Below are 11,719 nucleotides of genomic sequence, written 5' to 3' on the forward strand. Positions count from 1 at the left end.
GCAGTGGGGTCCAGGCCGCGAAGGGGTGGCCGTGGTGGCGGCCCATGATCTGGATGCGGCGGTCGGACAGTTCCCCGGCCTGGTCGGGGTGGGGGTGGGTGCTGAGTTGGGTGATGAGGTCGGCCAGGCCGAGCAGTTCGCGGGCGTGGGCCTGGTCGGCGGCGCGGCGCAAGGTGGCGAGGTGGACGTCGACGTCGAGGTCGGTGAAGCCGTCGGCGTCGAGGGGGAACTGCAACGACTGCGAGGGCAGCGAGGTGTGCGTGGGGTGTTCCACGCGTTCTGCAACCGCTGCCGTCATGTCTCGATCCTACCGCTCAGGACTCGTTCGAACAATACGAACGCGGTGTGCCGCAACGATTCCCAAGGGTGACGGCAGTCCGGTGGTCGCCGTCTGCGTCGGGAACGCATCGACGTCCGCTCACCTTCCGCCCGTCCGGGCCACGCTCGACGGATGGCGCACGCTGACGAGCTGGGGGACCGCGGCGGAGGTTTCATCCCGGCGTCGGAGGTCCCCGACGACATCCGCGAACTCCTCGAGCGCGGCGGCGAGGACCGCCTCGAAGGTCTGCGCCGCTTCTCGGACTGGGCGCGGCGTCGTCTTCAGGCAACGTCCAGGGAACCCTGAGAACGATCCCAGTCCTCCGGAGAACAGTGGTGGTCGTGGACCCGCGGAGCCGCGGGTCGTGGAGAGTCGACGGAGGACACGATGGCCAAGCAGCGCATCGGACGGGGCCCGCTCAGCGTCGCCCTCGAGGACCAGGGCACCACCCACCCGCGCCTGTACGTGCGCGACGGCAGCGGGCTCGTCATGGTGCTCCCGGTCCACGTCGACGCTCTGCCGGACGTGCGCCGGCACCTCGAGGAGCCGGTGGGCGAGCAGTTGTGCGACGTCGAACTCCTCGACGAGGCAGGAACCGTCGCGAGCCGGTGGGGGAGCTTCGCCCACCGTGGCCAGGCGGGCGCGTTGGCCGTCGTGCTCCTGGGCTCGGACCGCACACTGGTCGACGCCCGTGTCGTGGCCCGCGACGGGGACCACCGCGGCGAGGAGCTCGAACGCGTCCGCTGCCACCGCCTCCCCGTCGGCACCTGGGCCTGAGTCAGCGGACGACCCAGCCGAAGGCCTCGGCGCGGGACCGCGCTCCCTGCGCGGCCTTGGAACTGCTGCGCTCGCCGAGGTCGGCGACGACGCGTTCCGCCAGGCGCACCACGTCGGCGAACGACGACGGAGTGAGCCAGGAGGGCCGGAGGCCGAACAGCAGGTCCTCGGTGGCGGTGTTCCCGCTCGCGCCCGGCGCGAACGGGCACCCGCCGAGGCCGCCGAGCGTCCCGTCGACGAACTCGGCCCCGGCCTGGACGGCGGCGAGGGCGTTCGCGACGCCCTGACCCCACGTGTCGTGCCCGTGGAACCCGGTGCGACGCGGGGGAGTCTCGGCCCGCACCCGCGCCACGAGCGACGCCACCTCCGCCGGGGCCGCCTGCCCCAGCGTGTCGCACACGACGACGTCGACGGTCCCGGCGGTCCGCGGGTCGGCGGCGATCCGCACGACCTCGTCCGGGTCCACGGGTCCGTCGAACGGGCACGTGAAACTCGTCGCGAGCGTGAGCTGGACGCGGCCCCCACCGGCTGCCGCCACCCCGTCGGGGACGGTGTCCAGGCTCGCCTCGGTGCTGCGTCCCAGGTTCGCGCGGTTGTGCGCGTCGGACACCGACAGGCAGTACTGGAAGTTCACGACGCCCCGCTCGGCAGCCCGCCGGACGTGGCCGGGCGTGGCCACCCACACCCAGCAGCGTTCGAGTTCCCCCGGGGTCAAGGCGTCCACCACGTCGAGGGTGTCCGCGAGCGTCGGCACGAGGTCCGGGCGGGCCATCGACCCGATCTCCAGCGACGGCACCCCCAGCGCGAGGAGTTCGCGCACGACCTCGACCTTGCGTCCCGTCGACGGCGCCCGGCCAACGAGCTGCAGCCCGTCCCGCAGGGTCACGTCCCGCAGTTCTACGCCCCACGAACCCGGGTCGGTGCTCACGCCTGCGCCTCCAGGAACTCCTCGATGCGCGGACCGTCCCAGCCGAGCACGTCGCCCAGCACCTCGCGCGTGTGCTGGCCGAGGTCCGGTCCGAGGCTGCGCACGGGCAGCGACGTCGGCCCGAACAACGGCACGATGCCGGGGAACGCCACTACCTGCGGCCCGTTCCCCGCGTCGACGGTGAGGTGCTGCACCATCCCGCGGGCCTCGAACTGCTCGTCGGCGAGGATGTCGGCCGCCTCGTGGATGGGGCCCGCGGGAACTCCCGCGCCGTCGAGCACGGCGAGCACCTCCGCGCGGGTCCGCGTTCCCGTCCACGCCCCGATCGCCGCGTCGAGCTCGTCGCGGCGGGCCCACCGGGCGGGGTTCGCCTGCAGCGCCGGGTCGGCCGCGAGGTCCGGCCGGTCGATCGCGGCCATGAAGCGGGCGAAGATCGCGTCGCCGTTCCCCGCGATGACGACCTCGCCGTCCCGGCAGGCGTAGGCGTTGGTCGGGGCGATGCCCTCCATGCGACCGCCCACCCGCCGCCGGGTCACCCCGTGGGCGGAGTGGTCGGGCAGCAGGGACTCCATGACGGACAGGACGGCCTCGCTGAGGGCGACGTCGACGTGCTGGTCCACCGGCCCCAGCGGCGCCCGGCCCGCGGCGGCGCGGCGGTCGCGCTGCAGGAGCGAGGTCACCACGCCGAACGCCGCGTACAACCCGGCGATGGAGTCACCGATCGACACCCCCGTCCGCGACGGTGGCCGGTCCGGTTCCCCGACGAGCGCCCGCAGGCCGCCGTAGGCCTCGGCGACCGCGGCGAAACCCGGCCGCGGGGCCAGGGGACCGGTCTGCCCGAACGCCGAGACCCGCGCCACCACCAGGTCGGGGTTCGCCGCCTGCAGCCGCTCCGCGGACAGTCCCCACCGGTCCAGCGTCCCGGGACGGAAGTTCTCCAGCAGCGCGTCGCTGTGCCGGACCAGGTCCAGGACGACGTCCTGGCCCGCCTCGGTCCGCAGGTCGAGCACCACGGACCGCTTGCCCCGGTTGAGCGTCCGGTAGAGCAGGGAAGTCTCCCCGGCGTGCAGGCGCCACTGCCGCAGTTCGTCGCCCGTGCGGGGCCGCTCCACCTTGACGACGTCGGCGCCGAAGTCCGCGAGCAGCCGCCCCGCGGTGGGTGCCGCGATGTAGTTGCCGAGTTCCACGACCCGCAGGCCGGCCAGCGGGAGTTCCCTCCGGTCGTCGGTCACGCGCACTCCCCTCAGACGAGCACCGTCAGCAGCCCCGCGCTCACGAGGCTCCCCGCGGCGACGACGACCATCGTCCACCCCACGACGCGGCGCCCCAACGCGCCCACGACCATGACCGCGGACGGAAGGCTCACGGCGGGCAGGGCGATGAGCAGCGCCCCCACGACGGCCGGCCCGAACCCGGCGGTCGCGAGCCCCTGGGTGAGCGGCACCTCCCCGGCGGTGGGGATGACCAGCAGCAGGCCGAGGACGAGCGCGACGAGGACGCCCAGCACACCCCACGAACGCGCGGACTCGCCGAGCGGGAACAACCAGCCCGCGAACGTCCCCACCGCGAACACGACGACGAGGTACTCCGGCACCAGGTAGGCGCTCATCCGGGCCAGGACGGGCAGGAACCGGCGAGGGCCCTCGTCGCGTCCCTCCTCGTGCTGCGCGGCGACCTCGTCGACCGCGCTCGCCGCGACGCGGTCCCCGGCGAGCCGGGCCACGAGCGCGCTGCCGCCGACGACGAGGAGCGCGCCGACGACGAACCGCGTGGCGGCCCACTGCCACGGCGCGACGAGCACGAGGAAGACGAGGACGGCCGGGTTCAGCAGCGGGTTGCCCAGCCAGTAGGCCACGACGCCGGCCGTCGGGGCGCCGCTGCGGCGCAGCGCCGTGGCGACGGGAGCCGTGCAGCAGGAGCACATCATCGACGGGGTCGACAGCAACCCGCCGACGAGCGCGCTGGACGGTCTGGAACGGCGGCGGAGCACCGCCGTCAGCCACCGCCGCGGCACGAGCGTCTGCACGGCCGCCGCGATGACCAGGCCCGCGACGAGGGCCTTCCACACCGCGAGCGCGTAGACCTTCGTGAACTCCCACCCGGCCGCCGGGCTCGGCCCGGAACCGGCCTCGATGCTCGCCCCCGCCAGGACCGACGAGCCGGACCACGCGTGCGTCCCGGACAGCTCCCCGACGCGCGCGGAGTAGGGCAGCCACTTCGACCACAGCAGCAGCCCGGCCGCCAGCAGCAGGGCCAGGACGGCGAACGCCGCCGCACCCCGAGGGGTGCGGCGGCGTGCGGCCAGTGCGGGAGTGCTCACCCGGGCGAGACTACGAGGGCACGTAGTCCATGGTGTCGGGGTGGCCGCCGATGCGGCCCTCGGCGCCCTGGTCGAGCGCGGTGATGAGCGCGAGGTCCTCCTCGGTGAGCTCGATGTCGAAGAGGTCGAAGTTCTCCTCCACGCGCGAGCGCGTCACCGACTTGGGGAAGACGATGTCGCCGCGCTCGATGTGCCAGCGCAGGGTGATCTGCGCCGGCGACTTGCCGAGCCGCTCGGCGACGGCGGTGATGGCTGGGTTGTCCAGCACCTTGCCCTGGGCGATGGGCGACCACGCCTCGACGCCGATCTGGTGCTCACCGCAGTAGGCGCGCACCTCCTCGTTGCCGAAGTAGGGGTGCACCTCGATCTGGTTGACGGCGGGCGTCACCGTCGTCTCCTGCGCCAGCCGGCGCAGGTGGGGGACCTGGAAGTTGGACACGCCGATGGACTTCAGCCGTCCGTCGGCGCGCGCCTCCTCCAGCACCTTCCAGGTGGAGACGAAGTCCCCGCCGTACAGCGTCGGCAGCGGCCAGTGGATGAGGTAGAGGTCGATCGGGCCGCCCAGCTTCTCGACCGAGGCGTCGACCGCGGCGCGCGCCGCATCCGGCTCGTGGGCGGCGTTGCTCAGCTTGCTGGTGATCCAGACCTCGTCGCGGGGCACCCCGGAGTCGAGGACGCCCTGCAGGGTCTCGGCCTCGTTGCCGTACATCTGCGCGGTGTCGAGGTGGCGGTAGCCGACCTCCAGCGCCGTGCGCACCGCGTCGGCGGTCTCCTCCGGCGGGATCTGGAAGACCCCGAAGCCGAGCTGCGGGATCTCGCGGCCGTCGTTCAGCATGATCGTGGGAACAGTCACGGTGGTGATCCTGGTACGGGTGGGTCGGACGCGCATGCGGAGCGGGACCGGGGGTATGTTCCGGGCGTGGGTCTCAAGACGTTCCTCGAGGGGTGGCCGGTCTACCGGCAGCTGACGGGCGACGACCCGCTGGGCCGCGGTGCCGCGACCCAGTCGGCGCGCTCGAAGTCGCTGACGCCCCGCACGGCCACGGCCGACCGCGTCGCGAAGTCGGTCTGCCCCTACTGCGCGGTCGGCTGCGGCCAGCGCGTCTACGTCAAGGACGAGAAGGTCGTCCAGATCGAGGGCGACCCGGACTCCCCGCACTCGCGCGGCCGGCTCTGCCCGAAGGGCTCGGCGAGCGAACAGCTGGTCAACGGAGACTCCCGCGCCACCACCATCCGCTACCGCGCGCCGTACGCGACGGAGTGGAGCGACCTCGACCTCGACACCGCGATGGACATGATCACCGACCGGGTGATCGACGCCCGGCGGCGCGGGTGGCAGGACAGCGACGACCAGGGCCGGCGTCTCAACCGCACGATGGGGATCGCCAGCCTCGGTGGTGCGACGCTGGACAACGAGGAGAACTACCTCATCAAGAAGCTGTTCACGGCCATGGGCGCGATCCAGGTCGAGAACCAAGCCCGCATTTGACACTCCGCCACGGTGCCCGGTCTGGGTGCCTCGTTCGGTCGCGGTGGAGCCACCGGTGACCTGCAGGACCTGAGCAACGCCGACGTCATCGTCATCCAGGGCTCGAACATGGCCGAGTGCCACCCGGTCGGGTTCCAGTGGGTGATGGAGGCCAAGGCGCGCGGTGCGAAGGTCTTCCACGTCGACCCCCGGTTCACGCGCACCAGTGCGCTGGCGGACACGTACGTCCCGATCCGCACGGGAACCGACATCGTGTTCCTCGGGGCGATCATCAACCGCGTCCTGACGCAGGAGCGCGACTTCCGCGAGTACGTCGTGGCGTACACCAACGCCTCGCACCTCGTGTCGGAGGACTTCCAGGACACCGAGGACCTCGACGGGTTGTTCTCCGGTTTCGACCACGACACCCGTTCCTACGACACGGCCTCGTGGCAGTACGCCGGCGGCGAGCACCAGGGTGACGAGCAGGAGGAGACCGCCGAGTCGACGGACAGCGAGTCGGGGCACTCCCTCGGATCCGGCGGCGCCTCGGTGGACCACGAGCACATCCGGCGCGACGAGACGCTGCAGGACCCGCGGTGCGTCTACCAGGTGCTCAAGCGGCACTTCGCCCGGTACACCCCCGAGATGGTGGCCGACGTCTGCGGCATCCCCCTCGACGTGTTCGACGAGATCGCCGAGGCGTGGATCTCCAACTCCGGTCGCGAGAAGACGGGGGCGCTCGTCTACAGCGTCGGCTGGACGCAACGCGGGACGGGCGTGCAGTACATCCGGACCGGGGCGATCCTCCAGCTGCTGCTGGGGAACATGGGCCGGCCCGGCGGCGGCATCATGGCGCTGCGCGGTCACGCCTCGATCCAAGGGTCGACCGACATCCCGACCCTGTACAACCTGCTGCCCGGCTACCTGCAGATGCCGCACGCCGAGCGGCACGCCGATCTCGCGGGGTACGTCGACACCATCAAGGGCCAGAACCAGAAGGGCTTCTGGGCCAACGCCGACGCCTACACCGTGAGCCTGCTCAAGGCGTACTTCGGCGAGAACGCGACGGCCGAGAACGACTACCTGTTCGACGAGCTGCCCCGCATCAACGGTGACCACGGCACCTACAGCCAGGTCATGGACATGATCGAGGGCGGGAAGATCTTCGGGTACTTCCTGCTCGGGCAGAACCCCGCCGTGGGGTCCGCCAACGGCCGGGCCCAGCGGCTCGGGATGGCCAACCTCGACTGGATGGTCGTGCGCGACCTCGTGATGATCGAGAGCGCCACGTTCTGGAAGGACGCCCCCGAGGTCGAGACGGGGGAGATCGTCCCCGAGGAGTGCCGCACCGAGGTGTTCTTCCTGCCCGCCGCCTCCCACGTGGAGAAGGAGGGCACGTTCACCCAGACGCAGCGCATGCTGCAGTGGCGGGAGAAGGCGGTGAACCCGCCGGGTGACGCGACGAGCGAGCTCTGGTTCTTCTACCACCTCGGCCGGCGCATGCGGGAGAAGCTGGCCGACTCGACCGACCCGCGCGACCAGCTGCTGCTCAAGCTGGCCTGGGACTACCCGCTGCACGGCGAGGAGCAGGAACCGAGCTCCGAGGACGTGCTGAAGGAGGTCAACGGGTACGGCCCGGACGGCCTGCTGCCCGGGTACACGGCCCTGAAGGCCGACGGGTCGACGTCGAGCGGCTGCTGGATCTACTCCGGCGTCTACGCCGACGGCGTGAACCAGGCCGCGCGCCGCAAGCCCGGCCGCGAGCAGTCGCTGCACGCCCCCGAGTGGGGCTGGGCCTGGCCCATGAACCGCCGCGTCCTCTACAACCGCGCCTCGGCCGACCCGGACGGCAAGCCCTGGAGCGAGCGCAAGGCGCTGGTCTGGTGGGACGAGGAGCAGGGCCGGTGGGTCGGTGACGACACCGCCGACTTCGAGGCGACGAAACCGCCGTCGTACCGGCCGCCGGCCGGGGCGACGGGGGTGGAGGCCATCGCCGGCGACGACCCGTTCATCATGCAGAGCGACGGCAAGGCCTGGCTCTACGCGCCCAAGGGCGTCGTCGACGGGCCGCTGCCGGCGCACTACGAACCGGCCGAGTCCCCGTTCCGCAACGCCGTCTACACCCAGCAGGCGAACCCGGCGCGGGAGATCTACACCAACCACCTCAACGAGGTGCACCCGTCGCCGCCCGAACCCGGCAGCGGGGTGTTCCCGTTCGTGTGGTTCACCTCCCGCATGACCGAGCACCACACGGCGGGTGGCATGAGCCGCTACCTGCCGTACCTCGCCGAACTGCAGCCCGCGCTCTTCATGGAGGTCTCGCCCGAACTGGCGCAGTTGCGCGGCCTCGAGCACCTGGGGTGGGCCCACGTCGTCACGGCGCGGGCCGTGGTGGAGGCGCGGGTCATGGTGACCGACCGCCTGGCTCCGCTGAAGGTGCAGAACGACCTCGTGCACCAGGTCTGGCTCCCGTACCACTGGGGCCAGGGCGGGCTCACGACCGGGGACGTCGTCAACGACCTCGCGCACCTGACGCTGGACCCGAACGTGCACATCCAGGAGTTCAAGGCCGGGACGTGCGACGTCGTGGCCGGGCGCCGTCCGCGCGGGCGGGACGCCCTGGCCTACGTCGACGAGTACCGCGTCCGCGGCGGCGTGACGATGGCCTCGGGCGCCGTCGCAGTGACGTCCGACCTGCTGGAGCAGCAGGGGCGGGACCGCGGGGAGCTGGCGCGGCAGGGAGCGACGACCGTCGCGTCCGGACACGACGACGAACTCGCCGACGAGGTGGTGAGCGTGCGTCACGACACGCGGTCGCAGCCCGGTGACCCGCAGCAGCACGGCGTGGACCCCGAGGTCCTCGACCCGAACCCCGACCTGGACCTGGAGGGCCGGTAGTGGTTTCCCCCAACAGCCTGTACGGCCGCCTCGACGACCCGGCGCGTGACGCCGGCTACGTCGACCCGCCACCGCGCAAGGGGTTCTTCACCGACACGTCGGTCTGCATCGGCTGCAAGGCCTGCGAGGTCGCGTGCAAGGAGTGGAACGCCGTCCCCGAGGACGGCATCGACCTGCTCGGGCTGTCGTACGACAACACCGGGGGTCTCGGAGCGGACTCCTGGCGAGCTGTCGCCTTCATCGAGCAGTCCCGGCCCGCGGTCGACCGGATGCAGCAGGACACCGCCGCAGCCGGGTTCGACGCCTTCGCCGAGGCGGCGCGCCTGGGCACCGGGGTGCCGGGCGGGCACCCGGTGGCCGAGCGCGCCTACCAGAACTCCTCGCACGGGGGATGCGGGGGATCCTGCGGGGGCGCTTCCGCGGCCCCCGCGGCGAAGGACACCGGTGGGCAGTTCCTCGGCATGCCCGGGATGCTCGCCCCCGCCCCGCTGCCGGACCGGGACGGCCGGCAGGACGTGCGCTGGCTGATGATGTCCAACGTCTGCAAGCACTGCACGCACGCGGCCTGCCTCGACGTGTGCCCCACCGGGGCCCTGTTCCGGACCGAGTTCGGCACCGTCGTGGTCCAGCAGGACGTCTGCAACGGCTGCGGCTACTGCGTCTCGGCCTGCCCCTACGGCGTCATCGACAAGCGTGAGGACGACGGCCGCGCCTGGAAGTGCACGCTGTGCTACGACCGGTTGGGCGAGGACGAGACGCCCGCGTGCGCGAAGGCGTGCCCCACGGAGTCCATCCAGTTCGGCGACCTCGACGAGCTGCGCGAACGTGCCGAACGGCGCCGCCAGCAGTTGCACGACGTCGGCGTGACCGAGGCGCGGTTGTACGGCGAGGACCCCGACGACGGGGTCGGCGGCGACGGGGCCTTCTTCCTCCTGCTCGACGAGCCGGAGGTGTACGGCCTGCCGCCGGACCCGGTCGTCACCACCCGCGACCTGCCGTCGATGTACAAGCACATGGTGGCGGCCGCGGGCTTCATGGTGCTCGGCACGGTGGCGGCGGCGCTGGGACGGCGCGCGTGAGCCCGAAACCGTCCCAGGAGACTCCGCACCAGCCCGGCCAGCCGGGTTTCGAGCACGTCCCCGGCACCGACCCCATCGGCGGGCAGGCCGCCCGGATGTGGGACGCGGGCATGGGGGCGCGGCGGGCGAAGAAGAGGCGGGGGGACGCGAACGCCGTGGTCCCGGACGCGGAGTTCCGGTCCTACTACGGCCGGGCCGTCCTCAAACCCCCGGTGTGGACGCACGAGATCGCCTACTACCTGTTCTCGGGTGGCCTGGCGGCCGGGTGCTCGATGCTCGCCGCCGTCGCCGACGCCCGCGGCGACGTGCTGGCACGCAGGGCGTTGCGGACGACGTCGCTGGGGGCGGTGGGTGCCAGCGCGTACTTCCTCATCGCCGACCTCGGCCGTCCGGAACGCTTCTACAACATGCTGCGCGTCGCCAAGGTGACGTCGCCCATGTCCGTCGGGACGTACATCCTCTCGGTGTTCGGGCCGTTGTCCGGGGCTGCTGCCGTCGCCGAGCTCGGGGCGCTGCTGCCCGAGCGGGGCGTCCTGGGCCTGCTGCGCCGTGTCGCCGGCCCGGCGGGGTCGGTGGCCGGAGTGGGGGCCGCGCTGACCGGTCCGCTGCTGGCCACGTACACCGCGGTGCTCTTCGCGGACACCGCGGTCCCCTCCTGGCACGAGCCCTACCGGGAACTGCCGTTCGTCTTCGGCGGGAGCGCGCTCGCCGCCGGGTCCGGTGCGGCCCTGCTGCTCGCCCCCGTCGCCCAGAGCGGTTCCGCCGCCCGGCTGGCGGCGATCGGTGCCACCGTCGAACTGGCGGCCGCGCACCGGATGGAGACCGCGCACAGGCTCGTCAGCGAACCCTTCCACCTCGGTCGGCCGGGGACGTTCCTCAAGACCGCCCGCGCGCTGACCGTGGCCGGGGTCGCCGGGGGCATCGCCGCCCGGTTCCTGCCGCGCCGAACGGGGAGGGTGGTCTCGGCCCTGGCCGGGGCGAGCCTGCTGGGCGGCTCGTTCCTCACGCGCATGGCCGTCTTCGAGGCGGGTGTCGTCTCGACGAAGGACCCCAAGTACGTCGTCGTCCCGCAACGGGAACGCCTGGAGGCACGTCAGCGCGCCTCCTGAGCACGAGGAGAACCGCATGGCGTTCAAGACACCGGAGCAGATCGCCGTCGCCGCCGTGGCCAGCGGTGAGAAGAAGGCGCACCTGCCGGTCAGCAAGATGCTCGCCGGGGGTTTCCTCGCCGGGGCCTGCATCGCGTTCGCGGGGTTGCTGGCCGTGGACGTCACGGCTGGGTTGAAACCCGAACTGTGGGGTGGGGTGACCACGCTGCTCACGGGGGCCGTGTTCAGCCTCGGGCTGGTGCTCGTCATCATCGCCGGGTCCGAACTGCTCACGGGCAACATGGCGCTCATCCCCATCGCGGTGCTCAGCCGCAGGGTCACGATCGGCCGCCTCGCGGTGAACTGGGGCGTCGTCCTCGGCGCGAACCTTCTGGGGGCCCTGTTCGTCGCCTACGTCCTCGCCGTCCAGACCGGGGTCATCGGCGCCGAGGGCACCGCGTCGTACGCGCGCATCGCGGCCATCGCGACGGGCAAGGCCGTGACCGAGGACGACCTGACCATCTTCCTGCGCGCCATCGGGTGCAACTGGCTGGTCTGCCTCGGGGTGTGGATGGCGCTGGCCGCCGAGGACGTCGCCGGCAAGGTGCTGGCCATCTTCTTCCCCATCACCGCGTTCGTGGCGCTGGGTTTCGACCACGTCGTGGCGAACATGTTCTTCCTGCCCGCCGCCCACTGGGCCGGGGTCCCCGGCATCGGCTGGGGCCACATCGTCAACAACTGGGTGTTCGCCGGCCTCGGCAACGTCGTGGGCGGCGGCTTCTTCGTCGGCGTCCTCTACTGGTTCCTCTACCTGCGCGGCCGCGAGGCGGACTGAACGC

General features: G+C 72.3%; 10 protein-coding genes and 1 pseudogene. 6 read left to right on the forward strand and 5 right to left on the reverse strand.

What is annotated here, in order from left to right; all coding sequences use genetic code 11:
- Positions 1 to 298, reverse strand: a 298-nt coding sequence (locus AB1207_RS12230) for a hypothetical protein (RefSeq protein ID WP_367638638.1), incomplete at its 3' end; no start/stop codon positions are given.
- A gap of 153 nt (positions 299 to 451) precedes the next feature.
- Between AB1207_RS12230 and AB1207_RS12235 the strand changes: the two genes are divergently transcribed.
- On the forward strand, positions 452 to 625 hold the full coding sequence (locus tag AB1207_RS12235) for a hypothetical protein (protein ID WP_367638639.1): 174 nt from the start codon (positions 452 to 454) through the stop codon (positions 623 to 625).
- An 81-nt stretch (positions 626 to 706) separates the two neighbouring features.
- Positions 707 to 1,096 carry a hypothetical protein gene (locus AB1207_RS12240; RefSeq protein ID WP_367638640.1) on the forward strand — a complete coding sequence of 130 codons (390 nt, stop codon included), beginning with the start codon at positions 707 to 709 and terminating at the stop codon, positions 1,094 to 1,096.
- Position 1,097: 1 nt separating this feature from the next.
- On the opposite strand, the gene AB1207_RS12245 is transcribed toward AB1207_RS12240, so the two are convergent.
- Genes AB1207_RS12245 through AB1207_RS12260 form a run of 4 tightly spaced genes read right to left on the reverse strand, consistent with a single transcriptional unit; the run spans position 1,098 to position 5,233 of the window.
- Positions 1,098 to 2,024 carry a hydroxymethylglutaryl-CoA lyase-like TIM-barrel protein gene (locus tag AB1207_RS12245; protein WP_367638641.1) on the reverse strand — a complete coding sequence of 309 codons (927 nt, stop codon included), beginning with the start codon at positions 2,022 to 2,024 and terminating at the stop codon, positions 1,098 to 1,100.
- On the reverse strand, positions 2,021 to 3,256 hold the full coding sequence (locus AB1207_RS12250) for a CaiB/BaiF CoA transferase family protein (RefSeq protein ID WP_367638642.1): 1,236 nt from the start codon (positions 3,254 to 3,256) through the stop codon (positions 2,021 to 2,023). Before AB1207_RS12250 ends, AB1207_RS12245 begins: the two co-directional genes overlap by 4 nt.
- An 11-nt stretch (positions 3,257 to 3,267) precedes the next feature.
- Complete coding sequence (locus AB1207_RS12255; protein ID WP_367638643.1) at positions 3,268 to 4,344, reverse strand: permease; 1,077 nt, start codon at positions 4,342 to 4,344, stop codon at positions 3,268 to 3,270.
- A gap of 10 nt (positions 4,345 to 4,354) precedes the next feature.
- The gene (locus AB1207_RS12260) at positions 4,355 to 5,233 is read right to left on the reverse strand and encodes an aldo/keto reductase (protein WP_367638644.1); all 879 of its coding nucleotides are present in this window, start codon (positions 5,231 to 5,233) and stop codon (positions 4,355 to 4,357) included.
- Between the two features lie 30 nt (positions 5,234 to 5,263).
- Between AB1207_RS12260 and fdh the strand changes: the two are divergent.
- The 4 genes and pseudogenes from fdh to AB1207_RS12280 all read left to right on the forward strand — a co-directional run.
- A pseudogene (fdh, locus tag AB1207_RS12265) lies at positions 5,264 to 8,506 on the forward strand (formate dehydrogenase); the annotation flags it as partial.
- Between the two features lie 206 nt (positions 8,507 to 8,712).
- Complete coding sequence (locus tag AB1207_RS12270; RefSeq protein ID WP_367638646.1) at positions 8,713 to 9,792, forward strand: 4Fe-4S dicluster domain-containing protein; 1,080 nt, start codon at positions 8,713 to 8,715, stop codon at positions 9,790 to 9,792.
- On the forward strand, positions 9,789 to 10,901 hold the full coding sequence (gene nrfD, locus AB1207_RS12275) for an NrfD/PsrC family molybdoenzyme membrane anchor subunit (protein WP_367638648.1): 1,113 nt from the start codon (positions 9,789 to 9,791) through the stop codon (positions 10,899 to 10,901). Before AB1207_RS12270 ends, nrfD begins: the two co-directional genes overlap by 4 nt.
- Before the next feature lie 16 nt (positions 10,902 to 10,917).
- Positions 10,918 to 11,715 carry a formate/nitrite transporter family protein gene (locus AB1207_RS12280; protein WP_367638649.1) on the forward strand — a complete coding sequence of 266 codons (798 nt, stop codon included), beginning with the start codon at positions 10,918 to 10,920 and terminating at the stop codon, positions 11,713 to 11,715.
- The last annotated feature ends 4 nt before the right edge of the window (positions 11,716 to 11,719 follow it).

It is taken from the genome of Kineococcus endophyticus (assembly GCF_040796495.1).
GTDB classification, from domain to species: domain Bacteria; phylum Actinomycetota; class Actinomycetes; order Actinomycetales; family Kineococcaceae; genus Kineococcus; species Kineococcus endophyticus.

Bases quoted from the DNA above. Each gene is read 5' to 3' on its own strand.
- AB1207_RS12235 (WP_367638639.1), top strand. From the start codon at position 452: ATGGCGCACGCTGACGAGCTGGGGGACCGCGGCGGAGGTTTCATCCCG.
- AB1207_RS12280 (WP_367638649.1), top strand. From the start codon at position 10,918: ATGGCGTTCAAGACACCGGAGCAGATCGCCGTCGCCGCCGTGGCCAGC.
- AB1207_RS12260 (WP_367638644.1), bottom strand. From the start codon at position 5,233: ATGCGCGTCCGACCCACCCGTACCAGGATCACCACCGTGACTGTTCCC.
- AB1207_RS12240 (WP_367638640.1), top strand. From the start codon at position 707: ATGGCCAAGCAGCGCATCGGACGGGGCCCGCTCAGCGTCGCCCTCGAG.